16 protein-coding genes and 1 pseudogene are annotated in these 24,980 nt (G+C 71.3%); 6 read left to right on the top strand and 11 right to left on the bottom strand.

Going from position 1 to position 24,980, the window contains the following annotated elements:
• Positions 1 to 47 precede the first annotated feature (47 nt).
• The 6 genes from ACFQ87_RS08370 to ACFQ87_RS08345 all read left to right on the top strand — a co-directional run bounded on the left by ACFQ87_RS08370 (position 48) and on the right by ACFQ87_RS08345 (position 7,725).
• Positions 48 to 1,076, top strand: a complete 1,029-nt coding sequence (locus ACFQ87_RS08370) for a CehA/McbA family metallohydrolase (RefSeq protein ID WP_380609813.1) — start codon at positions 48 to 50, stop codon at positions 1,074 to 1,076.
• A gap of 231 nt (positions 1,077 to 1,307) precedes the next feature.
• Positions 1,308 to 2,339: a LacI family DNA-binding transcriptional regulator gene (locus ACFQ87_RS08365; RefSeq protein WP_380609812.1), complete on the top strand. Its 1,032-nt coding sequence runs from the start codon at positions 1,308 to 1,310 to the stop codon at positions 2,337 to 2,339.
• A 316-nt stretch (positions 2,340 to 2,655) separates the two neighbouring features.
• Entirely contained in the window at positions 2,656 to 4,365 is a 1,710-nt protein-coding gene (locus ACFQ87_RS08360; RefSeq protein WP_380609915.1) for a ribulokinase, read from the top strand.
• Entirely contained in the window at positions 4,362 to 5,030 is a 669-nt protein-coding gene (locus ACFQ87_RS08355; protein WP_380609811.1) for an L-ribulose-5-phosphate 4-epimerase, read from the top strand. The genes ACFQ87_RS08360 and ACFQ87_RS08355 overlap by 4 nt, the downstream gene beginning before the upstream one ends.
• Before the next feature lie 11 nt (positions 5,031 to 5,041).
• On the top strand, positions 5,042 to 6,550 hold the full coding sequence (araA, locus tag ACFQ87_RS08350; protein ID WP_380609810.1) for an L-arabinose isomerase: 1,509 nt from the start codon (positions 5,042 to 5,044) through the stop codon (positions 6,548 to 6,550).
• A gap of 5 nt (positions 6,551 to 6,555) precedes the next feature.
• Positions 6,556 to 7,725, top strand: coding sequence for an aldose epimerase family protein (locus ACFQ87_RS08345; RefSeq protein ID WP_380609809.1), 1,170 nt, complete (start codon positions 6,556 to 6,558; stop codon positions 7,723 to 7,725).
• Positions 7,726 to 7,803: 78 nt separating this feature from the next.
• Here ACFQ87_RS08345 and ACFQ87_RS08340 read toward each other — a convergent pair.
• From ACFQ87_RS08340 to ACFQ87_RS08290, 11 genes and pseudogenes are all read right to left on the bottom strand, one after another.
• Positions 7,804 to 8,310 (bottom strand): annotated as a pseudogene (locus ACFQ87_RS08340) (RNA-guided endonuclease InsQ/TnpB family protein); the annotation flags it as partial.
• Between the two features lie 197 nt (positions 8,311 to 8,507).
• Positions 8,508 to 10,652: a beta-galactosidase gene (locus ACFQ87_RS08335; RefSeq protein ID WP_380609808.1), complete on the bottom strand. Its 2,145-nt coding sequence runs from the start codon at positions 10,650 to 10,652 to the stop codon at positions 8,508 to 8,510.
• Positions 10,653 to 10,720: 68 nt separating this feature from the next.
• Positions 10,721 to 12,466: a cellulase family glycosylhydrolase gene (locus tag ACFQ87_RS08330; RefSeq protein ID WP_380609807.1), complete on the bottom strand. Its 1,746-nt coding sequence runs from the start codon at positions 12,464 to 12,466 to the stop codon at positions 10,721 to 10,723.
• Between the two features lie 47 nt (positions 12,467 to 12,513).
• Positions 12,514 to 14,022 (bottom strand): glycoside hydrolase family 43 protein, encoded by a 1,509-nt coding sequence (locus tag ACFQ87_RS08325; RefSeq protein ID WP_380609806.1) that lies wholly within the window; start codon positions 14,020 to 14,022, stop codon positions 12,514 to 12,516.
• Positions 14,023 to 14,111: 89 nt separating this feature from the next.
• Positions 14,112 to 15,881, bottom strand: coding sequence for a cellulose binding domain-containing protein (locus ACFQ87_RS08320; protein WP_380609805.1), 1,770 nt, complete (start codon positions 15,879 to 15,881; stop codon positions 14,112 to 14,114).
• A gap of 174 nt (positions 15,882 to 16,055) precedes the next feature.
• Positions 16,056 to 18,200 carry an alpha-galactosidase gene (locus ACFQ87_RS08315; protein WP_380609804.1) on the bottom strand — a complete coding sequence of 715 codons (2,145 nt, stop codon included), beginning with the start codon at positions 18,198 to 18,200 and terminating at the stop codon, positions 16,056 to 16,058.
• A gap of 59 nt (positions 18,201 to 18,259) precedes the next feature.
• Positions 18,260 to 20,245 carry a beta-galactosidase gene (locus ACFQ87_RS08310; protein ID WP_380609803.1) on the bottom strand — a complete coding sequence of 662 codons (1,986 nt, stop codon included), beginning with the start codon at positions 20,243 to 20,245 and terminating at the stop codon, positions 18,260 to 18,262.
• A gap of 57 nt (positions 20,246 to 20,302) precedes the next feature.
• Positions 20,303 to 21,331 (bottom strand): LacI family DNA-binding transcriptional regulator, encoded by a 1,029-nt coding sequence (locus tag ACFQ87_RS08305; protein ID WP_380609802.1) that lies wholly within the window; start codon positions 21,329 to 21,331, stop codon positions 20,303 to 20,305.
• A 107-nt stretch (positions 21,332 to 21,438) separates the two neighbouring features.
• A complete protein-coding gene (locus ACFQ87_RS08300; RefSeq protein WP_380609801.1) occupies positions 21,439 to 22,413 on the bottom strand; it encodes a carbohydrate ABC transporter permease in 975 nt (324 codons plus the stop codon).
• Complete coding sequence (locus ACFQ87_RS08295) at positions 22,410 to 23,357, bottom strand: ABC transporter permease (RefSeq protein ID WP_380609800.1); 948 nt, start codon at positions 23,355 to 23,357, stop codon at positions 22,410 to 22,412. Before ACFQ87_RS08295 ends, ACFQ87_RS08300 begins: the two co-directional genes overlap by 4 nt.
• Positions 23,354 to 24,967 carry an ABC transporter substrate-binding protein gene (locus ACFQ87_RS08290; RefSeq protein WP_380609799.1) on the bottom strand — a complete coding sequence of 538 codons (1,614 nt, stop codon included), beginning with the start codon at positions 24,965 to 24,967 and terminating at the stop codon, positions 23,354 to 23,356. Before ACFQ87_RS08290 ends, ACFQ87_RS08295 begins: the two co-directional genes overlap by 4 nt.
• Between the last annotated feature and the right edge of the window lie 13 nt (positions 24,968 to 24,980).

Here is a 24,980-nt window from a genome sequence, read left to right as displayed (position 1 = left end):
ATCCGGCGGGCACAGTCCGAACCACCCCCTAGGCTGCCGGGACGGCCATGAACGACGAAGCAGGACGGCGTCCGTCGGAGCCGCGGATCCCGTCGACGCGGGTGGCCGACCGGGGGAGAGGCTGGTACCGGGGCGACTGCCACGTGCATTCGGCCGTCTCGAACGGCGGGGAGCTGACCCCGGAGCAGCTGCTGGCCGGTGCCCGCGCGGCGGGGCTCGACTTCCTCGCCGTCACCGAGCACAACTCGGCGCACCCGCACAGCAACTGGGGACGGCGCGCGGACGGCGATCCGCTGGTGATCCCGGGCCAGGAGGTGACCACGCGGGACGGGCACTGGCTCGCCCTGGGGCTCCGGCCGGGGCAGGTGGTCGACTGGTGCTACGGCGCCGGCGACGGCGTGATCGACCGGCATCTGGCGGAGGTCCGCCGAGGCGGCGGCCTGTGCGTGGCGGCGCACCCGTTCGCGCCGTACGACTCGGGCTCCTTCCGGTACCCGTACCGGGGGTTCGACCTGGTCGAGGTGTGGAACGGGCCCTGGCGTTCCGCGCTGCCGTGGCAGGCGGACAACGAGGCGGCGCTGGCGCAGTGGGGTCGTAGCCTGGCGCCGGACGTCCGGCGGGAGCGGTGGCGGCCGGCGATCGGCAACAGCGACACCCACCTCGCGGGCCAGATCGGCATCCCGCACACCGTGGCCCTGTCGGACGGACTGCGCGCCGAGGCGGTCCTCGCAGGGCTCCGCGCCGGCCGCAGCTGGCTCGCCGCGACGAACGCCGTCGAGTTGTTGTTCACGCTCACCTGTGCTGGTCGGACGGCCGGGATCGGTGAAGCGCTGACGATCGGCGACGCGCCGGGCGTCGTCGCACGGGTTGACATACGGGGCGTGCCCTCCGGCACGGTCAGTCTCCACACCGGGAGGGGCCGGGTGTGCGATGCCGCGCTGCCCGATACCGGCGCGGACACCGTCGAGTGGTGGGTCGGTGCGGCGGAGGCGGTGGAATCGGTCTTCGTTCGCGCAGAGGTCCGCGATGCCGAAGGCGGCATAGCAGCGCTCACCAACCCGGTCCTCCTGGCCTGAACGCGCTGTGTGTCGGGCCGCTCACCGAGCGCGGCCACCTGTGCCGGCAGCGGGACGGCGATCCGGGCAATCACCTCCACGGAAGAGGCGTGAGCGTTAACTTGGGGATATTGGCACATGTCAGCGGCCTGTAGGGCTGGTATGAAGAGAAGCCGCCTGTTGAACCGAGGGTGACGGATTGGCCCGGACCTGGTCGCGTACTGTGGTCCACAGCCGAGGAGGGGACTGCGAGTGGGAACCGATAGCGCCGGGACGGAACAGCGCCAGCCCGTGATGGCGGACGTGGCGAAACTGGCGGGCGTTTCCCACCAGACGGTGTCCCGGGTGCTCAACGGCGCCCCGCACGTCCGGCCCGACACCCGGGACCGGGTGCTGGCCGCCATACGGGAACTGGACTACCGGCCCAACTCCGCCGCCCGCGCCCTGGTCACCCGCCGGTCGCAGACCCTCGGGGTGGTCAGCTTCGACTCGACCCTCTACGGCCCCGCCTCGATGCTGGACGGCATCGAGCGGGCCGCGCGCAGCGCCGGGTACTTCGTGAGCGTGACCAGTCTGCGCTCCCTGGACGGACGTTCGGTTCAGGAGGCCGTCGACCGGCTGCGCGACCAGGGGGTGGAAGGCGTCGTGGTGATCGCGCCGCAGACCTCCGCCGTCAGCGCAGTGGCCCGGCTCTCCAGTTCCGTGCCGCTCGTCGCGGTCGGTTCGGGCAGCCAGGCGCGGGTGCCCATGGTGTCGGTGGGCAATCGCTACGGCGCCGGAGAGGCCACCGGGCACCTGCTCGACCTGGGCCACCGAACCGTGCACCACCTGGCAGGGCCGGCCAACTGGCTGGAGAGCCAGGACCGGGAGGAGGGGTGGCGCCTCACGCTGCGGGCGGCCGGAGCCCCCGTGCCGGAGGTGGAGCGGGGCGACTGGAGCGCCCGCTCGGGCTATCAGGCGGGGCTGCGGATCGCCCGACTGCGCGACGTCACCGCCGTCTTCTGCGCCAACGACCACATGGCCCTCGGCTTGCTGCGCGCCCTGCACGAGGCCGGTCGGTCGGTCCCGGAGGAGATCAGTGTGATCGGCTTCGACGATATTCCGGAGGCCGCCTACTTCACCCCGCCGCTGACGACGGTGCGGCAGGACTTCGGTGAGCTCGGCAGACGGGCCCTGGAACTGCTCGTCGGGGAGCTGGAGGGTGCCGCAGCCTCCCCGGCCCAGGTGCAGATCTCCCCGGAGATGGTGCTGCGGCGCAGCGTGGGACCGGCCATCCGGCGTTGAGCCGGTGGCCGGTCGGCAGTAACCCCCGAACACCCAGCCGGTTCCCCGGGTTCGGCCCGCGAACCCCCCTTGACATGCTGTTTGTTAGCGCTAACAATCTCCGTGAGCGTTAACAAAGCGCTCCTCCCCACTCCGCCGGTCGGGCCACCGCATCCCGCTTCCGTGTGTCCGGCCGACGGCTATGCGTTCCGTCCTCCAGAGGGAGAGGCAGCGGAACGAACCCTGTCGCCGGTGCGGTCCGCCCTGCCCCGGTCGAGGACCGCACCGGCGACAGACGACAACGCAGGCCTCCCGTACGAAGGATGAGGACGTGACCGTGACCCCTGCCGCCCACGACGCCGACCGGTACGACCGGTACGACCGGTACGTCGTCGGCGTCGACTTCGGCACCCTGTCCGGCCGCGCGGTGGTGGTCAGGGTGCGGGACGGCGAGGAGGTGGGCACCGCCGTCCACGACTACCCGCATGCTGTCATCGAGCGCGAGCTGCCCGGCACCGGCCGGCCGCTCCCGCCCGACTGGGCGCTGCAGCACCCGGCGGACTGGCGCGAGGTGCTGCGCACCGCCGTCCCGGCCGCGCTCGCTGAGGCCGGCGTCGACCCCGCCCAGGTCATCGGCATCGCCACCGACTTCACCGCCTGCACCGTCCTGCCGGTGCTCGCCGACGGCACCCCGCTGGCCGAGACGCCCGAATGGGCCTCCCACCCGCACGCCTGGCCCAAGCTCTGGAAGCACCACGCCGCGCAGCCCCAGGCGGACCGGATCAACGAGCTGGCCCACGCCCGCGGCGAGAAGTGGATCTCCCGGTACGGCGGCCGGATCTCGGCCGAGTGGCAGTACGCCAAGGCGCTGCAGGTGCTGGAGGAGGACCCGGCCGTCTACGGCGCCTGCGAGCGCTGGATCGAGGCCGCCGACTGGATCGTCTGGCAGCTCACCGGCGCCGAGAGCCGCAATACCTGTACGGCCGGCTACAAGGGCATCCACCAGGACGGCGGCTACCCGAGCGAGGACTACCTCGCCGCGCTCCACCCGGACTTCGCCGACTTCGCCCGCACCCGTCTGGAGCACCCGCTCTCCCCGCTGGGCACCCGGGTCGGCGCGCTCACCGCCCAGGCCGCGGAGTGGACCGGCCTGCCGGCCGGCACCGCCGTGGCCGCCGGCAACGTCGACGCCCACGTGGCCGCCCCGGCCGCCCGGGCCGTCGACAACGGCCAACTCCTCGCCATCATGGGCACCTCCACCTGCCACGTGGTCAACGGCGCCACCCTCGCCGACGTCCCCGGCATCTGCGGCGTGGTCGAGGACGGCATCGTCACCGGCTCCTACGGCTACGAGGCCGGCCAGAGCGCCGTCGGCGACATCTTCGCCTGGTGGCTGCGCCAGGGCGTGCCCGCCGACTACCTGGCCGAGGCCGAGGCGAACGGCGAGGACCTGCACCGGCTGCTCACCCGCAAGGCCGCCGCTGGGCCCGTGGGCGGGCACGGCCTGGTGGCGCTCGACTGGATGAACGGCAACCGCTCCACCCTGGTCGACCACCACCTCTCCGGCGTGATCGTCGGGCTCACCCTGGCCACCCGCCCCGAGGAGATCTACCGGGCCCTGCTGGAGGCCACCGCCTTCGGCACCCGCGTCATCGTCGAGGCCCTGGAGCAGGGCGGCGTCCCGGTCACCGAGTTCATCGTCACCGGCGGCCTCAAGAAGAACGCCCTGCTGATGCAGATCTACGCCGACGTGCTGCGCCGCCCGGTCTCGGTCGCCGACTCGGAGCAGGGCCCGGCGCTCGGCTCGGCGATCCACGCGGCCGTCGCCGCCGGAGCGTACCCGGACGTACGGACCGCGGCCGCCGCCATGGGTCGGGTGCAGAAGGGCGCCTACCAGCCCGACCCGGCCGCCGCCGACACCTACGACCGGCTCTTCGCCGAATACCGAGCCCTGCACGACCACTTCGGCCTCGGCGCCGACAAGCTGCTGCACCGCCTGCGCGACATCCGGAACGCCGCCCTCACCACACCGAGCGAGGCCCTGTGAACGCGACCATCGACCTCATCCGCCGCCAGGTCAGCGACCTCCACCGCGAACTGGTCCGCTACAACCTGGTGGTCTGGACCGCCGGCAACGTCTCGGCCCGCGTCCCCGGCGAGGACCTGCTGGTCATCAAGCCCAGCGGCGTCTCCTACGACGAGCTGTCGCCCGAGAACATGATCCTCTGCGATCTGGACGGCAAGGTCGTCGAGGGCGAGCACGCGCCCTCCTCCGACACCGCCGCGCACGCCTACGTCTACCGCCACATGCCCGAGGTCGGCGGGGTGGTCCACACCCACTCCACCTACGCCTGCGCCTGGGCGGCCCGCGGCGAGGCCGTCCCCTGCGTCCTCACCGCGATGGCCGACGAGTTCGGCGCGGAGATCCCGGTCGGCCCGTTCGCCCTGATCGGCGACGACTCGATCGGCCGCGGCATCGTGGACACCCTCAAGGGCCACCGCTCACCCGCCGTCCTGATGCAGAACCACGGCGTCTTCACCATCGGCAAGGACGCCAAGGCAGCAGTCAAGGCCGCCGTGATGTGCGAGGACGTGGCCCGCACCGTCCACCTCTCCCGCCAGCTCGGCGAGCCCCTGCCGATCGCCCAGGCGGACATCGACAGCCTCAACCACCGCTACCAGAACGTCTACGGCCAGCCCCAGGCCCGGTAAGGAGCCACCCCTTGAACAAGCCACTGGAAGGATGCCAGGTCTGGTTCCTGACCGGCAGCCAAGGGCTCTACGGCGAGGAGACGCTGCGCCAGGTCGCAGCGCAGTCCCAACGGATCGCTGAGGCCCTGAACCGCGACCCGGCCATGCCGGTCGAGGTGGTCTGGAAGCCCGTCCTCACCGACGCGAGCGCCATCCGCCGGGTCTGCCTGGAGGCCAACTCCGCGGACGACTGCATCGGCCTGATCACCTGGATGCACACCTTCTCCCCGGCGAAGATGTGGATCGCGGGACTCGACGCCCTGCAGAAGCCACTGCTCCACCTGCACACCCAGGCCAATGTCGAACTGCCCTGGCACTCCATCGACATGGACTTCATGAACCTGAACCAGGCCGCCCACGGCGACCGCGAGTTCGGCTACATCCAGTCCCGCCTCGGGGTCGCGCGCAAGACCGTCGCCGGACACGTCACCGACCCGGCAGTGGCCGCCAGGATCGCCACCTGGGCCCGCGCCGCTGCCGGCCGCGCCGAGCTGCGCGGCCTCAAGCTCGCCCGCTTCGGCGACAACATGCGCGACGTCGCCGTCACCGAAGGGGACAAGGTCGAGGCCCAGCTCCGCTTCGGGGTCTCCGTCAACACCTACGGCGTCAACGACCTCGTCGCCGCCGTGGACGCGACGGACGAGAGCGACGTCACCGCGCTGGCCAAGGAGTACGAGGACAGCTACCGCCTCGCGCCCGAGCTGCGGACCGGCGGGGAGCGCCACGAGTCGCTGCGCTACGCGGCCCGCATCGAGCTCGGCCTGCGCGGCTTCCTGGAGCAGGGCGGCTTCAAGGCCTTCACCACCAACTTCGAAGATCTCGGCGGGCTGCGCCAGCTGCCCGGCCTTGCGGTGCAGCGGCTGATGGCCGACGGCTACGGCTTCGGCGGCGAGGGCGACTGGAAGACCGCCACCCTGCTGCGCACCCTCAAGGTGACGTCCAGCGGACTGGCCGGCGGCACCTCCTTCATGGAGGACTACACCTACCACCTGGAGTTCGGCCGCGAGCTGATCCTCGGCGCGCACATGCTGGAGGTCTGCCCGAGCATCGCGGCCGGCACCCCCTCCTGTGAGATCCACCCGCTGTCCATCGGCGGGCGGGAGGACCCGGTCCGCCTGGTCTTCGACGCCGAGCCGGGCCCGGCGGTCGTGGTCGGACTCGCGGACCTCGGCGACCGGTTCCGGTTGGTCGCCAACGAGGTGGACGTGGTCGCGCCGCCGGCGCCGCTGCCCCACCTGCCCGTCGCCCGTGCGGTCTGGAAGCCGCGTCCGGACCTCCACACCTCCACCGAGGCCTGGCTGACGGCCGGCGCGCCGCACCACACCGTGCTCTCCGGCGCGGTCGGCACCGAGGAGCTCGAGGACCTCGCCGAGATGCTCGCCGTGGAACTGCTGGTGATCGACGACGACACGAACATCCGCCGGTTCACCAAGGAGCTGCGCTGGAACCAGGCCTACCACCGCCTGGCCCAGGGATTCTGAGCCCCGTGGCCACGACCGACGACGCCCGCCGGCCCGGCGGGCGTCGCCCGTTCCCCCACGGGCCCCGCAAGGAACGGAGCAACACCGTGCCGAAAGACGCACTCGTGTCCCGGGGCGAACTGACGGTCTCCCAGGAGGTCGCCGCGACACTGCCGGACGGGCGGCCCGTCATCCGCTGGACCATCGGCTCGCCGGAGGGCGTGACGGTGGAGGTGCTCAGCCTGGGCGCCCGCCTGCAGGCCCTGCACGCGCCGGACCGGGACGGGCGGCGGGCGAACGTCGTCCTCGGCTGCGACCGCGTCGAGGACCTGCTCGGGGAGGCCGCGTACTTCGGTGCGACGGTCGGCCGCTACGCCAACCGGATCGCCGACGGCGTCCTGCCGCTCGACGGCACGACGCACCGGCTCACCACCCAGCCGGGCGGCCATACCCTGCACGGTGGGACGGACGGCTTCGCCACCCGGCTCTGGGACGGCGTGCCGGTCCGGGAGGGCCGACGGGCCGGAGTGCGCCTGCGCCTGCACAGCCCCGACGGCGACCAGGGGTTCCCGGGAGCGCTCACCGTCGAGGTGACGTACCTGCTCGATCCGGCCGGTGAGCTGTGGATCGGCTACCGGGCGGCCACGGACGCCCCGACGGTGGTCAACCTGACCAACCACACGTACTTCAACCTGGCCGGTGAGGGCAGCGGAACGGTGCTCTACCACCTGCTGCGGGTCGAGGCCCCCGGCTACCTCCCGGTGGATGCCGAGCTGATCCCGATCGGACCGGTCGCGCGCGCCCTGGGCACGCCCTTCGACCTGCGCGAGGCCCGGCTGATCGGGGACCGCGTCGTCGACGGGGACCCGCAGATCCGCCGGGCCGGAGCGGGCTTCGACCACAACTGGGTGCTGGACGGGAACGGGTTCCGGCGTGCCGCCGTCCTGAGCCACCCGGCCAGTGGTCGGCGGGTCGAGTGCCTGACGACGGAACCGGGGCTGCAGGTCTACACCGGCAACCACTTCGACGGCACGCTGATCGGCCGTTCCGGCCGCCCGTACGAGGCGTACGCGGGCATCGCGCTGGAGACGCAGCACTTTCCGAACTCGCCGAACCGCCCCGAGTACCCCTCCACCGTCCTGCGCCCGGGGGAGGAGTTCCGCTCGATGACGGTGTACTGCTTCTCGGCCGATTGACTTCCGCTCCGCTCCCTAACGGGCGGGGATTCCTACCACGGTCGGCTGACCGTCTCGGTGGGTTCCTGCTTCTTCGCACGAGCAGAAGTACCGTCCGGCGGCGTCCTTGACCACCGTGACCGTGGACGGCACCGACGGCAGCTGCCGGGACCACTTCACCCGCACCTCACCGACCTTCGGCAATGACAGGTCGCCGCCGGTGGTGATCGACCAGCGGGCATTGCCGGTGAACCGGATTGCCCGGCGGTGGTCCTTGCGCGACTTGAAGCGCGGCGCGCCCATGTGAGGCCGTTTGCCCTTGAGTCCGTCGAAGAAGTTCCGGTACGCGGTGTCCAGGTCCCGCAAGGACTGTTGCAGCACCACTGCGGACACCTCACCGAGCCAGGAACGGGCCTCGGTCTTCTTCGCCTCCGTCAGGGCCTTCGACAGCACCCCGGACGGAACGAGCGGCAGCCCCGCCGCACGGGCTGCCTCACGGGTCCGCAAGGCATCGTTGTACACCACCCGAGCACACCCGAACGCGCGGGCCAGCGTGGAACGCTGAGGCCCGTTCGGGTAGAGGCGGAAGGAGTACCGGAGCTGCACGATGATCAACCTATAGGGTGGGGCTGACAACAGCGCGTCAGGGAGCGAACCCTACAGGTCACGGCAGGGGTCAGAAACGCTTCACCATCGGGCTGAAGCCCCGTGCACTGCGATTGGATCCGGTAGCGGATTCTCCGCCGAGCGGTGAACGGGGGCGGTGGGCCGGACGGGGCCCGCCTCCCCTTTCGCGTCGCTTCTCAGCCTGCGACGAAGACCCGCACGTCCCAGGCGCCGAGGGAGACCGACCCGCCGGAAGGCACCGAGGCGCCGCCCAGCACGTTGGTCAGGTGCACCGGGGCCTGGGCCCGGGCGGGCTGCCAGCTCCAGTTGTGCACCACGTGGACGCGGCGTCCGTCCGGGGCCGTCCCGGTGGTCGCGGTGACGGACGCGGGCAGGTCGCGCCAGCCACTGGCGGGGGCGGGGGCCAGCCAGGCGGCCAGCGCCCGGGCCAGGTCGCGTCCGGGCACCGTGCCGACGCAGGTCACCCGGCCGGCACCGTGGGCGCGGGTGGTGACGGCGGACCAGCGGCCGAAGTGCGGGTGGTCGTACCCGGCCAGCACGGTGGCATCGGTGGCGGTGAGGCCTTCCACCCAGCGCGTCGCGGTCGTGCCCGCCGGAAGCGCCAGCGGACTGCCGGGTACGGTGCGCAGCGGCAGGTCCGAGGGCAGGTTGCTGAATTCGTCGTACCAGACGCCCGCGGCGGCCGTCAGGCGCGGCGGGGCGGTCTCGTGGCGGGCCCGGGCCTCGTGGTCGGCGTAGCCGGTGCGGGGGCCGAGCACGAGGTGGCCTCCGGCCTCGGCGTAGGCCGCGAGCCAGTCGAGCAGGGAGTCCTCGGCGAGGTAGAGCCCGGGGACGACCAGCACTGGGTGGCGTCGCGCGGCCTCGTCGGGTGCCGGACCGTCGCTCCCCCAGCCTTCGGCCGGGGGGACCCCCATGCCCCGGGCGTCGTGCAGCTGGCGGGCGTGCAGGATCCGCACCTGGCGGCCGGCCTCGAACGCGCCGCGGTAGAAGGGGTCGAAGAGGCGGTGGTAGGAGGCCGGATCCGGATCGCCGCCCGGCTTCGCCAGCGGCGGGTACTTCTGCATCAGCCACTTGCTGGGCATCGAGTAGACCATCGCGATGTCGGCATCGGGTTCGATCCCGGCGACCAGCGGCCCCGCGGTCTCGAACTCGGCTCCGAGCCTGGCGAGTTCGGCGTAGACCCGGCCGGGTTTGCCGCTGTGCGGCAGGATCCCGCCCCAGTACGTCTCGGCGCCGAAGTGCAGGGTGTGCCAGTGCCAGTACTCGATCATCCGCGCGCCGCGCGAGACGAGCGCCCAGGCGGCCTGCCGCCACTGGCCGTCGAAGGCCGGCCGGTTCTCCGAAGTGCCGCTGATGGCCTGGGCGTTGGTCTCGGTGACGAGGAACGGCTCCTGGCGGGAGGAGAAGATCCGGTCGGCGCTCTGGTACAGCGCCCACACGCCCGTGGTCCTCCACCACTGCTCGTGGTCGTCGGGGGTGGGATCGGGCAGTGCGAGGGCGTCCTGCATCTCGTAGTACGGGTTCCCCGCGGTGACGTCCAGGGCGTCGGTGATCTCGTCGTCCTCCATCGCGGGGTGGTTGTAGGCGAGGCAGGTGGTGACGAACTGGTCGGGGCGGGCGTACTCGCGGGTGATCCCGGCCTGCCAGGCGATGAACTCGTTGGTCTGGCGGGCCTGGAACGCCCGCCAGGCGACGTCGTACTGCGGCTGCTGGTTGTTGTCGGGCTGCCACAGGTCGGCCCAGGTGGAGAGCCGGTGCGACCAGTAGACCAGGCCCCATTCCCGGTTGAGGGTCTCCACGTCGCCGTAGGTGTGGCGCAGGTGGTCGACGAACCGCTGGAAGACGCCGTGGTTGTGCGGCAGGCGCAGGCCGGGCTCGTTGTCGACCTGGAAGCCGATGACGCCCGGGTGCGCGGCGTGGCGGTCGAGGATCGCCCGGGTGACGCGTTCGGCGTGGTAGCGGAAGGCCGGGTGGGAGAAGTCGGCCTCCTGGCGGCCGCCCCAGCACGTGCGCCGACCCGTCGCCCGGTCGCCGGCGATCTCCGGGTACTGCCGGGCCAGCCACGGCGGCACGGCGTAGGTGGGGGTGCCGAGGACGACCGCGATGCCGCGCTCGTGGGCGCCGTCGAGGACGGGGGTCAGCCAGTCCAGCTCGAACCTTCCGTTCTCCGGCTCCCAGGTGGACCAGACGGACTCGCCGACCCGGATGACGGTGAACCTCGCCTCGGCCATCAGGTCGAGGTCTTCCTTGAGCCGCTCGTACGGCTGGTACTCGTGGTAGTAGGCGGCGCCGAACAGCACGCGCGGGGGCAGCGGGAACATGGGTGCACCTCGGAACGTGACGGAGCCCCGGCCGCCTGGAGCGGCGGCCGGGGCGGGGAGGACTCGGGTCAGGAGGCGGTGCCCGTCACCGTGGTGCCGGACTTGGTCACCTTGTAGCTGACGGTGGCGCCGCTCCAGAAGTGGAAGGTGAGCGTCGCCTGGGTGCCGTCCTTGAGCGCGTTGAGGAAGTCCGGCTTGAGGTCCAGGGCGTTGCCCGCGTAGTCCGGCGCGAAGGCCGAGTTGAACGCCTGGAACGCCGTCCAGCTCGCCGAGCCGGCGTTGGTGCCGTCGGCGTACTTGGCCTCCATGGTCGCCAGTTGGTCACCGTTGAACTGTGTGGGGATGTTGAGCGCGGTGGTGGTCCCGGTCGCGGCGGACACCACCGGCTTGTCGAAGGAGATCACGTGGAGCTGCCAGGGCTCCCCCTGCGAGTACCGGACCTGGAGGGTCGAGTTCACCCCGTAGGCGCGGTCGCCGGCCAGCCGGGTGAGTGCGTCGGAGGTGAGCGTCAGCTGGTCGCCGTTCAGCGTGTAGTCGAGGTAGGGGATCAGCGGCATGTCGCCCTGCCACAGGCCCGCGAACCACTGCCCGTTGCGGTTGAGTGTGATGGTCTGCGCCGGGATCGGGCCGGACTTCGGCACGAAGAGGTTGTCGGTGGAGGCCGTCCCCGAGCGGGTGGTCCAGGACGTCTTGATCAGGGCCATCAGGTCGGGCTCGCGCCACTGCAGGGTGGTGCGGTTCAGGTAGTTGGCGTCGTCCCAGAGGGCGCTGGTGACGCCGTTGAGCCGGGCGTGGTAGTTCAGGTCCTCGTAGTACTTCAGCATCTCGCCGTGCTCGACGGTGCCGGAGTTGGGCTCGCTGAGCAGTCCGTACTCGCCCAGGTAGACCGGTATGCCCTTGCTGACGAACTCGCTCTTCATCAGGGCGAAGGTGTCGGCCAGGTACTTCTGGTTCTGGGCGTCGTAGGTGGTGCCGCCCGCGATGTTCACGCTGAACGGGTAGTAGCCGTAGTAGTGCACGGTGGCCACCAGGTTGTGGTCGTGCAGCGAGGCGATCTCCGCGTTCAGGTCGTCCATGAGGGGCTGGGACGGGGTGCAGCCCTGGGTGGGCAGCACGAGCAGGCGGTCCGCGTTCTTGCCGCCGGACTTGCGGACGATGGAGTGGAACGAGGTGTTGAGCTCGTTCATGTACTGGGTCTTCTGGGCGTCGGTCGCGTTGTTGATGACCGGCTCGTTGACGCTCTCCATGAGCAGCTTGCGCGGCTCGTCCTTGAACGTGGCGGCGATCTGCTGCCAGGTGGAGTTGAACCGGGCCATCACCTTGTCGTGATCGGTGGCGATGTCGGCGATCCACTTCCACGAGTCGTGGTGCACGTTGATCTCGACGTAGAGGCCGTCGGCCAGGGCCAGGTCGACCACCTGCTTGACGCGCTTCATGTACGCCGCGTCGATGGTGTACGGGGCGGTGTCGGACTGGTGGGAGTACCAGGTGACGGGGATGCGGACGCTGCGGAAGCCCTCCTTCACCAGGTGGTCGAACAGGGCCTTGGTGGTCAGCGGGTTGCCCCAGGAGGTCTCGTCGGGGATCGCGTCCAGGGTGTTGCCGAGGTTCCAGCTGGGCTGCATCGCGGCCACGGCGTCCGTCGCGTTGTGCGGGACCTTGTCCGCTGCCGCCTGGGACTGGGCCGGGTCGGCGGGCGCGGCCATGGCGGTGCCGCAGGTGAGGCTGCCGGCGGTGACCAGTGCCACTACGAGGCCGGCCGTCCGGGTGAGCCGGCGGCTGCGCGGGCGAGCAGACTGCTGAGTGTCGTTCACGGGTTGTCCCTTTCGCGCGAACAAGTGGGGGGATTCCTGACTGATGGTCATGAGGTCTGGTGGGGCTCGTAGTCGAACCGGTCGAAATGGACGGTGCCGGCCGCGGCGTACATGCCGATGACCCGGCCGGTGAAGCCGCCGGCCACCTCGGTGGACAGGTACCGGCCGTCGAGCGCGGCGAGCGTGGTGAAGGTGCCGTCCGCGTCCTCGACGCCGAAGGAGAGGGTGTCCGGACCGCTGCGCGCGTCGCGCGGGGGCGTCGGGGCGATGTCGACGCCGAGCACCACCACGCCGGCGGGCACCGCCTGGGAGGCGACCTCGGTGCGCACCGAGCCGATCCGGGCGAACACGGTCACCTGGCCGGCGGCCGCCTCGATCTCGTAGTGGTGCTCCTCGTCCAGCCGGACGGCCAGGCCGCCGCGGCCCTCGACGGGGTCGATCAGGGTGCGGGACCGGCAGGCCAGGTGCTGCTGGCGGCGGCCGACGAACACCGCGTCGGGCTCGTCCAGGGCGGCGCCGGCGGCGCGCAGGGTCAGCCAGCCGGACCGCTCCTTCGTGGTGCACAGCTGCTCGGGGCGCTCGCGCACCGAGATCCACTGGGGGTGCAGCTCGGCCTGGTCGAAGTCGTCCCGAGCCGGCACGGCGGAAGCAGGGTGCAAGGGCCAGGCGGGGGTGGCCAGTTCGGTGGTGAGCGGGCCGACGACCGGCCAGTCGTCCACCCATTCGACCGGGGCGAGGAAGGTCTCCCGGCCGAGCACGTGCCAGCCGGGCGTGCCGCCGCGCGGCCGGACACCGAGCAGCACCATCCACCAGGAGCCGTCGGGGGCCTGGACGAGGTCCGCGTGGCCGGTGTTCTGGATCGGCTGGTCGGTGCTGCGGTGGGTGAGGACCGGGTTGTCCGGGCACGGCTCGAACGGGCCGGTGGGCGAGGTGCCGCGGGCGATGGACACGCCGTGGCCGCGCTCGGTGCCGCCCTCGGCGATGAGTAGGTACCAGTAGTCGCCGATCCGGTAGAGGTGCGGTGCCTCGGGGGCCTTACCGCCGGTGCCGGACCAGATCCGCTGCGGCTCGCCGAAGGTCTCGCCGGTCGTCGGGTCGAGGCGCACCTGGGAGACTCCGGCGACGGTGCACCAGCAGGTGCCGTCCTCGTCCCAGGTGAGGTCCGGGTCGATGCCGGGCACTCCGGGCGCCGGAACCGGGTCGGACCAGGGGCCGGCCGGGTCGGTGGCGGTGAAGAGCACGTTGCCGCCGCCGCCGACGATGGTGACGATCAGCCAGAAGCGGCCGTCGTGGTGGCGCAGGGTCGGCGCGTAGATCCCGGCGGAGGAGGGCACCTCGGGCGCCAGGTGCAGTTGGCTCGGCCGGTCCAGGGCGTTGCCGATCTGGGTCCAGTTCACCAGGTCGCGGCTATGGAAGACGGGGATGCCGGGGAAGTACTCGAAGCTGGAGCAGACGAGGTAGTAGTCGTCGCCCACGCGGCAGACGCTCGGGTCGGGGTGGAAGCCGGGGATCACCGGGTTGGGCACGGTGCCGGCGGGCTGGGGCTGGTCTGGCACGTGGTCGGTTCCTGATTCGTGAGGAGGTGGTTCGCGTTGGGGGTGGTGCCCCGGACCCTGGGGAGCCCGGGGCACCACCGGTTCCGGGGTCAGCCGATCGCGCAGGCCGCGCCGTTGAACCAGAAGGCGGACGGATCGGCGTCACTGCTCGACCAGGTGGCCTTGAAGCCCCACTGGACGCTTCCGCCCTGCGGTACGGCGGCGTTGAACGAGGCGTTCCCGGCGTTGACGCTCGGGCCGCTCTGTGACACCGAGGCGTTCCAGCTGCTGGTGATGCTGGTGTCACCGCCGAAGTTGAAGCCGAGGTCCCAGCCGTTGACCTGGCCGAGGCCGTTGTTGACGACGGTGACGGTGCCGATCACGCCGCCCGGCCACTCGTTCTTGCTGTAGACGACCCGGCAGGGGGCGTTGGTCGGGTGCATCTGCACGACCGTGATGCCGTAGGCCGGCACGGTCTGGGTGGTCGTGCTGCCGGACTGGGCCGTGCTGATCGAGTTGCCGTTCTTGAGGTAGGAGTGGACGGTCGGGGTGTCGGCGGAGGGGGTGAACCCGGTGTACGAGAGGTTCACCGTGGCCGCGTTGTTCGGGTCCTTGTTGATCAGCATGACGTCCACGTCCCCATTGGTGCGGCGGACGGCGTGCGCGGAGAGCAGCGAGGACGAGCTGGCGGCCTTGACCAGGGTGTCGCCCGGCGCTCCGAGCTTGCTGATCATCTGGGTGCCGTAGTAGGCGGGGAAGGGGGTGTTGAGGGGCGGCTCGCAGCTGGCGCCGCTGGAGACCATGCCGTAGTCGTTGTACTCGGTGGCGCCCTCGACGGTGCTCAGGTTGGTGCAGTCGACGCCGTTGTGCAGGGCCCACCAGTCGATGTTGAACGCGCCGTTCTCCATCCAGGTGAGGTACGTGTCCGGCGCGAACAGCCCGTTCGGGGAGGTGTCCCGGTAGGTGGTGGTGTTCGCCTCGGTCACCGCGATGCCGACGTTGGGGGCCTTGGACCCGGCGTACTGGTTGATCAGCGAGCGCACGGTGCCGGCGATGTTCGGGATCAGGGCCTGCGGCTTGGTGAGCAGGTCGGCCGGGCTGGTGCCGGCGGGGTAGGTGTGAACGATCACAAAGTCGACCTTCGAGCCGGCGATCGACAGGACCGTGTGGTTCCAGTCCATGGTGTCGCCCGGGCCGACGACGCCGTCCGGCCAGCCACCGGGGGTGGTGAGCACGGCGCCGATCTTGATGCTCGGGTCGACCGCCTTCATCGAATCGACGTACTGGACCAGGTTGGTCGCGTAGGTCGTGGCGCTCTTGCTGCTGTGGGTGTCGTACTCCCAGCCGTTGCCGTTGCTGTACTCCCCGTTGCCGTAGACCTCGTTGCCGACCTCCCAGTACTTGATGCCGTAGCCCTTGGTGACGTTGGCGTACCGGACCCAGTCGGCGGCCTCCTGGGGGGTGCCGGAGCCGTAGTTGGCGGTGATGATCGGCTGGGCTCCGGCTGCGCGCACGGTGCTCATGAAGGCGTCGAAGCCGGTGTTCGGGGCGACGTACGCACCGCCGGAGGCGGTGCCGGTCTGCCAGTGGTAGACGTCGGAGTGGCTGCCGCCGGGGTAGCGGACGGCGCCGATGCCGGCGGTGCTGAGCAGGCCGGGGGTGGCGGAGTCGTTCATGGTGGCGTCGAAGACCGCGGTGTTGATGCCGACACCGGTGTCGGGGATGGTGGCGAGCTGCAGGGCGGCGTCCACGGACACCGACACGGAGCTCGCGGCTTGGGCGGGCGGCGCGGCGACGGCGATCGCGCCGGTGACCGCGAGCGACAGGGCTGCCGCAGCGGCTATGACGCGTTCACGACATACTTGGGCTTGGCGGTTCAAGGTGCGTCCCTCCAGGGTGGTGGGGGTGCGTGGTGTTCGGATGTGGGGAAACGAACTCTCGCGATCTGGACGGCGGGCCCGGTGCGGCTGCGTAGGGTCGGGCCCGGACGCGAAGCGTGTTCCGTTCGGATGCGGACCGGCGCGATGAGGAGCGCGCGGTCACGCGTCGCATCGTCAACTCCCTTCGGAAGGACTCCTGGTGAGGCTCAGCAGGACGGCGGACGGTGCCGCCGGCAGGCTCAGGGTGAGTTCGGCGGTGTCCGGGTGCCAGGTAGCGGCAGCCTGGCTGGAGGCCGGGTAGAGCACCTCGGTGCGGACGTCGGCGCCGAGCAGGTGCGGCAGGTCGAGCTCTTGGACGGCGTCCGCTCCGTGGCGGCGCCAGGCGGTGACGTAGGTGGTGGTCGGGGTGTGCAGCGCCAGGGCGATCCACGGGTCCTCCCACGAGGGGAGCCCCAGCGGCCAGGCTGGCAGTGCCTGCGGCAGGTCGGCGCGGATGGACTTGTACACGGCCACCGCCTCGTGGACCAAGTCGCGTTCGCGCGGCCCGAGTTCGGTGAGCCGGCCGGAGAGGTGGACACGGCCGAGGAGCGCGTTGGCCATGGTCAGGGCGACCTCGTCGGGGGTGTCCCCGGACTGCGGGTACGCCCACACGGCGCCCTGCTCGGGTGTGACGGCGGTGGGGGCCGCCGCCGCGATGGGCGGGTAGAGCAGCAGGTCCTGCTGGTCGCTGGTGGACTGCAGCTGGAGCCGGGAGAGCAGCGCGTGGTCCATCCGCATGCCGCCGGAGGCGCAGTTCTCGATCACCAGGTCCGGGTACCGGTCCAGGACGCCGTCCAGCCAGTCGAGTTGGGCCCGGTTGTGGCCCAGCAGTCCGGCGGCCGGGGCCTCGCCGGGGTGGCCGCTGGTGCCGGAGCCCGGGTCGGTGTTGTGGTCGAGCTTGAGGTAGCCGACGCCCCACTCGCGGACCAGGCGGTCCACCACGCCGTCCAGGTGGGCGCGGGCAGCGGGGTGGCGCAGGTCCAGGTGGTATCGGCCGCCGCCCTCCTCCACGCGCCGCCCGTCGCGGCGGAAGAACGCCTCCTCCGGCAGGGACCCGGCGATCGGGCTGGCGACCCCGACCGCCTCCGGCTCCAGCCACAGGCCGGGGACCATGCCGCGCTCCCGGATCCGGTGCAGGACCTCGTGGATCCCGCTCGGCCCGGGGAAACGGGAGGCGGACGGCTCCCAGGCCCCGACGGTCTCCCACCAGTTCTCGCTCTCGTCGGCGTACCAGCCGGCGTCGATGACGAAGTACTCCGTGCCGGCCTCGGCCGCGGCGTCGACCAGGGGCAGTAGCTTGTCGGTGGAGGGGTCGCCCATCAGGCAGTTCATGTAGTCGTTGAAGATGACGGGCAGGCGGTGGTGGTCGGCGTGCGGGCGCCGGGTGGCCCGGCGGTACCGGGTGAGGGCGGCGAACGCGCCGTCCGGACCTCCGTCCGGCGCGAGCGCGAGCGCCACGGGAACTGTGCGGAACTCGGCACCGGGCTCCAGCGGGTGGCGCCAGCCGTGGTCGGCGTCCTCGGGGCCGTACAGCGCCGCGTACGCCGTGTCGTCGCGCACCCCGCACTCCCAGCGCCAGCCGCCGCCGTTGTGCTCGATCTGCCACAGCCAGGTACGGCCGGACGCCCGGTCCGTCAGGCCGCCCATCGGCAGGTGGCCGCAGCTGGACCACACGCCCTGTCCGGCCACGACGTGGCTGCTGCGGCCGGCGCGGTAGGGGGAGCGGCCGCTGCGGTCGGGTGAGGACGCCCGCAACGGCCTGCGCTGCCACCGGCATTCGGCGAACCAGTCGTTCTCCACCCACAGCAGGTCGGCGGTCTCCAGGGCCGCCGGGTCGCTCCCGGTGAGGCAGCCGGTCACGAGCGAGCCGACCGATTCCAGGTGCAGCGTCGCCGCCCCTTCGTTGCGCAGCACCACCTCGCTGCGCAGCACCGGCAGGCCGTCCGGCGAGCGGTAGACCGCCTCGGCGGTCAGGCCGGTGTCCGGGTCGTGCAGCTCGACGGTGAGCACGTGCCAGTCGCCGTCCCGGGTCGAGCGGTGGGAGCGGTGGCGCAGCCGCGAGCCGAGCGCGGTGTCGACGAGGTGCCGGCCGGACCAGTGGCGGCCGAGGTCGGCGGTCGTCACCTCCACCAGCGGCAGCGGCGCTCCCGGGCGCGGGGTGGTGGCACCTTCGCCGGGCGCGCCGATGCGCGTCAGGCGGGGGGTGCCGTGCTCGCCCAGGCCGATCTCCAGCTCCAGGGTGTGGTGCCCCCAGCGGATGGTCTCGTGCGGGTCGCTCATGGTGGCCTTCCTCGGTGGGACGGGCGAGACTTGGTGAGCGTTCACAAATTAGTGAGCGTTCACAACGCGCGCAGGGCGGCGCAGCCGCCGGCGGGCACCTGGCTCAGGGTGGCGTCCGTGAGCAGGTCGTGGGCCGGCTGCGGCAGCGGTACGGCCTCGTCGCGGTGGTTGAGCAGCAGGTGCCAGCGGCGGCCGTCCGGCGCGTGGCGGGTGACGGCCTCGACGCCGGACGGCAGGCCCGGCAGCTCCGGAGCGGCGCCCGCCTCCGCGAGCAGTCGGCCGACCAGGGCGGCGTAGCCGGCGTCGTCGAGGCGGGTGGAGAGGTACCAGCCGTGGCCGGAGCCGAAGTCGTGGCGGGTGAGCGCCGGGCTGCCGGCCAGCATGCCGTGGGTGTAAGCGGCGAGCGCCTCGGCGCCCTCGGTGTGCAGGGACTCGCTCCAGACGGTGGCCGTCGAGCCGTCGGAGAGCGCGACCTGCTCGTCCTGCCGCAGCGGGCGGTACTCCTCGACCCGGATGCCCAGCGCCTCGCGCAGCGGTGAGGCCGGGTAGCCGCCGAGCCGGGAGTGGAGGCGTTCGTCGACCATGCCGCTGAAGTGCTGGACGAGCAGGGTGCCGCCGTCGGCGACGTAGCGGCGCAGGTTCTCGGCGCCCGCGTCGGTGAGCAGGAACAGCGCGGGGGCGATGACCAGCCGGTAGCGGCTGAGGTCGTGCTCGGGGTGGGCGAAGTCGACCGTCCGGCCGGCGTCCCAGAGCGCCCGGTGGGCGCGGCGCAGCGGGGTGATGTAGTCGAGTTCGGAGGAGGGGAGCCCGTCGACGTTCATCGCCCACCAGGCGTCCGAGTCGTGCAGGACGGCGACCTCGGCCCGGACGGTGGAGCCGGCGATCTCGCCGAGCCGGGCGAAGGCCTCTCCGGCCGCCGTGACCTCGCGGAAGGTGCGGCTGTCCGGCCCGGCGTGGGGGACCATCGACGAGTGCCACTGCTCGGCGCCGGCCCGGGACTGGCGCCACTGGAAGAACAGCGCGCCCTCCGAGCCGCGGGCGATGTGGGCGAGCGAGTGGCGCAGGATGTCCCCCGGCTCCTTGGCGAGGACGCGGCCGCCGGCGTAGACGGTGTTGGTGCCCTGTTCCATCAGCAGCCAGGGGGCGCCGCCGGCGAGGGAGCGGGCCCGGTCCGCGTCGAACGCGGCGTGGGCGGCGGCGTCGATGCCGGGTGCGGTGGGGTAGTGGTTGACGGAGACCAGGTCGACCTCGCGGCCGAAGGCCCACAGGTCCAGGTTCTGGTAGCCGGGCAGCATGAGGTTGGTGGTCACCGGGCGGTCGCTGTGGGCGCGGATCGCTTCGCGCTGCTCGCGGTAGGCTGCGAGGGTCTCGTCGGACCAGAAGCGGCTGTAGTCCAGGGCCTGGCCGGGGTTGCGGTGCCACTGGCTCTGGCGGGGCGGCAGGATCTGCTCCCACGAGGTGTAGCGCTGGCTCCAGAAGGCCGTTCCCCAGGCCTCGTTGAGGGCGTCGAGGGAGCCGTGGCGGGCGCGCAGCCAGACCCGGAAGGCAGCCGCGGCATGGTCGCAGTGGCAGAGGCTGACGTACTCGTTGTGCACGTGCCACAGGGCGAGCGCCGGGTGGTCGCCGTAGCGTTCGGCGAGGGCCTCGGCGATGCGGCGGGCGGCCAGACGGTAGGCGGGGGCGGCGACGCAGTAGGTGTCCCGGCTGCCGTGGGTCAGCCGGGTGCCGTCGGGGCCGACGGGCAGGGCGTCCGGGTGGGCCAGGGAGAACCAGGGCGGCGGGGAGGCGGTGGGGGTGGCCAGGTCGAGGGCGACCCCGGCCGCGTGCAGCCGGTCGACGTGGGCGTCGAGCCAGTCGAAGTCGTAGCGGCCCTCCTCGGGTTCCATCAGGGCCCAGGAGAAGACGCCGACGGTGGCGAGGTTGACGCGCGCCCGGCGCATCAGCTCGTCGTCCTGCTTCCACACCTCCGCGTCCCACTGCTCGGGGTTGTAGTCCCCGCCGTAGGCGAGGCCGCCGAGGCGGTCGGTGAGTTGGCGGATGTCCATCGGGGAACCGTCCTGTGGTCGTGGTGCCGAATGGTCGTGGTGTCGATTGGTCGTGGCTCAACTGCGGCGCGGGGCCGGGGCGGTGCTTTCGCGGACCATCAGTTCCGGTGGCATCAGGAGGAGTTGGTCCTTCGGCTCGTCGCCGGCGGCGGTCGCGGCGATCCTCGCCATGACCTGGTCGACGGCGACCTGCCCGAGGTCCTTCTTCGGGCTGGTCACGGAGGTGAGCCGGGGCGAGTGCTGTTCCGCCAGCGGATCGGGGCAGATGGCGATGACGGAGGCGTCCTCCGGCACGGTCCGCCCGCTGGCGCGCAGCAGGCTGAGCAAGGGGCCGATCGCGGCCTCGTTCTGCACGACGAAGCCGGTGGTGTCCGGGCGGTCCGCGAGGATGCGGGCCAGGGTGCCGGCGGTACTCTCGTACGTCCCCTCACACGGCCGGTGGAGGATGCGCAGCTCCCGCCGCTCGGCGCGGGCGCGGAAGCCGTTGACGGTGCGCTCGGCGTAGCCGGCGTGCCGTTGGTAGACGCCGCTGCTGTAGCCGATGAAGGCGACGTCGCGGTGGCCGAGGTCGGCGAGGTGGTCGGCGCACAGGGCGCCGGCGGTGGCGAAGTCGTGGTCGACGCAGGAGAGGCCGGTGGGGTCGTCGGGCAGGCCGATGAGCGCGGCCGGGATGTCCTGGGCCCGTAGGACCGGGATGCGGTCGTCGTCCAGCCGGACGTCCATCAGGATGACGCCGTCGGCGAGTCCGGTGGCGGCGACCCGGCGGACGCCTTCGGGGCCTTCGTCGTTGGTGAGCAGCAGGACGTCGTAGCCGTGTTCGCGGGCCGCCACGGTGACCGCGATGGCGATCTCCATCATCGTGGGCACGTGCACCTCGGGGTGGAGCGGCACCACCAGGGCGATGATGTGCGAGCGCTTGCCGGCCAGGGCCCGGGCACCCGCGTTGGGGTGGTAGCCGAGGTCCGTGATGGCCCGTTCGACGCGGAGCCTGGTCTCGTCGGAGATCGGGCGCTTGCCGCTGAGGGCGTAGCTGACCGTGCTGGACGAGACGCCGGCGTGCCTGGCCACATCGGCGAGTGTCACCATCGCGCTGCTTCCTTCGTGTCGGTTCCGGTGGGGGAGCGGCCCGGTCGCGCGGCGCAGGGGCCGCACGCGTGGGGCCGCCCCCGGTCTCTGGGGTACCCGGGTCCGGCTCAGCCCTTGATCGCGCCGGTGAGGACACCGGTACGCAGGTGCTTCTGCACGAACGGGTACACGATCACCAGTGGTACCAGGGTGAGGACCACGACCGCCATCTGCAGGGACAGCGGTGCGGTCTGGGCGTGGGTGCTCCCGAACCCGGAGTTGACCGAACCGGGGATGCCGATGCCCCGGTTGACGTAGGTGAGCAACACGTACTGCAGCGGCCACTTCTGACTGTCGGTCGGCATGTAGAGCATGACGTTGAAGAACGAGTTCCAGTAGCCCACCGCGTAGAAGAGCGCGGTGACGGCGGTGACGGCGCGTGAGGTGGGCAGGACGACGGACCACAGGATCCGCCACTCCCCGGCGCCGTCCATCCGGGCCGCGTCGATGAGTTCGGAGGAGGTCTCCTGGTAGAAGGCGCGCAGCACCAGGATGTTGAAGACGGAGACCGCGCTCGGCAGGATCAGCGCCCACCACTGGTCGTAGCCGCCGAGCCCGGTGACCACCAGGAAGCTCGGGATCAGGCCGCCGCCGACGAACATCGTGATGATCAGCAGCATCAGGACGAAGCGGTGGCCGAGCGAGCGGGGCCGGGAGAGGCCGTAGGCGCACAGGATCGAGACGGCCATGGACACCGCGGTGCCCACGATGGTGACGCCGAGGCTCACCATCAGGGCGGTGACGACCGTCGGGTCGCTGAGCATTTGGCGGTACGTCTCGGTGGTCAGGCCGTCCGGCCAGATCACCAGCCCGCCGGCCCGGTTGACGGCCCCGGGGGTGGAGAAGCTGGTCAGTACGATGATCCAGAGCGGGACCAGGATGACGGCGAGCATCCCGCCGAGGGTGAGGCCCTTCGCGGCCTGGCCGACCGCGGTCGGCGGCTCGTCCCAGGGCGGGCGGGCCGGGCGGGCCCGGCGTCGGGCGGTCGCTGCCGAACTGCGGCGCTTCTCGCTCCGCCTGTCCATGGTGAGTGCGTCGGTCATTTGCGATACAGCCCGTCCTCGCCGAAGGCGTGCGCCAGTTTGTTGGCGCCCCAGATGAGCAGCAGCGAGACCACGCTCTTGAAGAGCCCGGCCGCCGCGCCGTAGCTGTAGCCGCCGGTGGCGATGCCGTAGTAGAAGGAGAAGGTGTCCAGGACGTCCGCTGCGTCGTGGCCGACGGCGTCGCGCTGGATCAGGAACTGCTCGAATCCGACGGACAGGGCGTTGCCGAGCCGCAGGACCAGCATCAGCACGATCACCCCGCGCAGGCCCGGCAGCGTGATGTGCCACATCCGTCGCAGCCGCCCGGCGCCGTCGGCGGCCGCGGCCTCGTACAGTTCGCTGTTGATCGCGCTCAACGCCGCAAGGAAGACGATGATCCCCCAGCCCGCCTCTTTCCAGATCGCCTGCGAGGTGACCAGCAGGGCGAAGGTGTGCGGGTTGGTCATGATGTCCCAGGTGCCGATGTCGTGCTGGCGCAGGAACTGGTTGAGCACGCCGGCGCCGCCCAGCATCTGCTGGAAGATCGTGATCGCCAGCACCCAGGAGAAGAAGTGCGGCAGATAGACCACGGACTGGAAGAAGTTGCGGATCCGCTCGCTGATCACCGAGTTGAGCAGCAGGGCCAGGGCGATGGGGATCGGGAAGAAGAGGATCAGCTGGACGAAGCTGAGGTACAGCGTGTTCTTCAGCGAGGCCCAGAACGCCGGGTCGCCGAACAGCTGCTGGAACTGGTCGAAGCCGACCCACTGGCTGTGCCAGACCCCGACCAGCGGGTCGTACTCCTGGAAAGCGGTGACGATGCCGAACAGCGGCGCGTAGTTGAACACCAGGAGCAGGACGACGGCGGGAACCGTCATCAGCAGGAGGGACTTGTCGCGCCGCAGCCTGATCCGCCAGTTGAGCCGCTTCGGCCCGGCGGGGCGCTGCGGCTGGGTGGTGCTCACTGGCCCGTGCCGTACTTGTTCAGGACGTTCTCGGTCATCCACTTCTTGAGCCGGTCCCCGGGGCCGCTGCGCCAGCTGGCGACGACGTCCTGCACGTCGGAGACCTTCTTCTTGCCGCGGTAGCAGTCCTTGATGGTGTCGTTGACGCTCTGGGCGGCCTCGGCCGCGGCGATGGCCTGCGGCATGCTGTAGTTCAGGCCCCAGAAGATGGGCTTGGTGAGGGCGTTGACGTTGGCGGCCTGCCAGGCCGCGCAGTCCTTGGTGACCATGTCGCTGCCGGGGTTGCTCATCACGGAGGGGGGAGCGGCCAGGAACGGGAAGGTCGGCTGCTGGACGTCCTTCTTGCCCTCGTCCGTGAAGGTCGGTGCGCCGTTGACGCGGGTGTGGTGGACGCCCTCGACGCCGTAGTTGATCAGGGTGAACTCGGCGGTGCCGTAGGGGGAGGCGAGGTAGTTGGCGACGGAGAGCAGTTCCTCGATCTGGGCGGGCTTGAGGTTGGCGTTGAGGTAGCTGACGATGCCCGTGGCGTTGCCCATGTAGACCACGGGCTTGCCCTTGCCGTCGGCGGCGAAGAAGTTGAAGGCGCCGCGCCGGTAGTTCGGGTCCGCGGAGACGCCGGACTGGTAGTCGCTGAGGTTCCAGCCGCCCGTCCCGCCGCCCTCGATGAGCACCTTCCCGCTGTAGAAGCGCTCGGTGCCCTTGGTGTCGCCCGCCATCGCGTCGGGGTGCATGTAGCCGGCGGTCGCCAGCCGGTTGTGCCAGTCGAGGGCCTCCAGGAACTCCTGGGTCTCGAAGAGGTGGACCAGTTTGCCGTTGTCGACCTTCCACTTCCAGGGAGCGCCGAAGGCCGTGTACATGTAGGTCCAGACGTCGTCGAAGGCCCACACGCCGCGCTTGGCGTCGGTCAGCTCCTTGCCGAGGTTCATCAGGTCGTCGGCGGACTTCACCTGGTCGGGGGTGATGCCGCGGGCTTCGAGGACGTCCCGGCGATGGTAGACCATCCCCGAGATGGCGAAGTTGGTGGAGAAGTTGGGGATCCCGTAGATCTTGTCGCCCCAGGCCCCGACCTGCCAGGCGCCGGTGGGGAGGGCGGCGAGGTTCGGGTACTTCTTGATCTTGTCGCCGGACAGGTACGGGGTCAGGTCCGCGAGCTGGCTGCCGGCCAGCTCGCCGGTGTTGAAGTTGGGGTTCCACCAGGTCGGCAGGCAGATCCAGTCCGGCAGCTTCTTGGCGGCGGTCATCGTCGGGACGATGGTGTTGTAGTTGTTGCCGTCCGCCGGCTTGACGGTCAGCTCGCAGCCGAGGGCCTTGTTCATCGCCTCGTAGAAGGAGTTGCCGACCGGGGGGTTGGTGCCCCACAGCGGAGTGACGGCCGTATAGCTGCCGCCCTTGCCGGGGACGCCGGAGGTGCTGGCGGGCGGGGAGGCGGGGTAGGAGAAGTAGGCGGGGTCGGTGGCGGCGTCGGGGCCGCCCTGGATGGAGGCTATGTCCGGCTTGACCGTGCCGGCGTTCGGCACGTAGGCCGGCAGGGCGGCCTTGAGGCCTTCCTTGGTGTTGGTGCTGGCCTTCTTGTCCGCTCCACCGCCGCAGGCGGACAGCAGGGGTGCCATCGCGGCGGCTCCC

The sequence above is a fragment of the Kitasatospora sp. NPDC056531 genome (assembly GCF_042794375.1).
Taxonomy (GTDB): domain Bacteria; phylum Actinomycetota; class Actinomycetes; order Streptomycetales; family Streptomycetaceae; genus Kitasatospora.
Note: the sequence above shows the minus strand (reverse complement) of the source record. Positions and strands in the feature narration are given on the sequence as shown.

Coding starts and splice junctions, on each gene's coding strand:
- ACFQ87_RS08315 (WP_380609804.1), bottom strand. CDS start 18,200: ATGAGCGACCCGCACGAGACCATCCGCTGGGGGCACCACACCCTGGAG.
- ACFQ87_RS08370 (WP_380609813.1), top strand. CDS start 48: ATGAACGACGAAGCAGGACGGCGTCCGTCGGAGCCGCGGATCCCGTCG.
- ACFQ87_RS08290 (WP_380609799.1), bottom strand. CDS start 24,967: ATGGCACCCCTGCTGTCCGCCTGCGGCGGTGGAGCGGACAAGAAGGCC.
- ACFQ87_RS08300 (WP_380609801.1), bottom strand. CDS start 22,413: ATGACCGACGCACTCACCATGGACAGGCGGAGCGAGAAGCGCCGCAGT.
- ACFQ87_RS08310 (WP_380609803.1), bottom strand. CDS start 20,245: ATGGACATCCGCCAACTCACCGACCGCCTCGGCGGCCTCGCCTACGGC.
- ACFQ87_RS08335 (WP_380609808.1), bottom strand. CDS start 10,652: ATGTTCCCGCTGCCCCCGCGCGTGCTGTTCGGCGCCGCCTACTACCAC.
- ACFQ87_RS08305 (WP_380609802.1), bottom strand. CDS start 21,331: ATGGTGACACTCGCCGATGTGGCCAGGCACGCCGGCGTCTCGTCCAGC.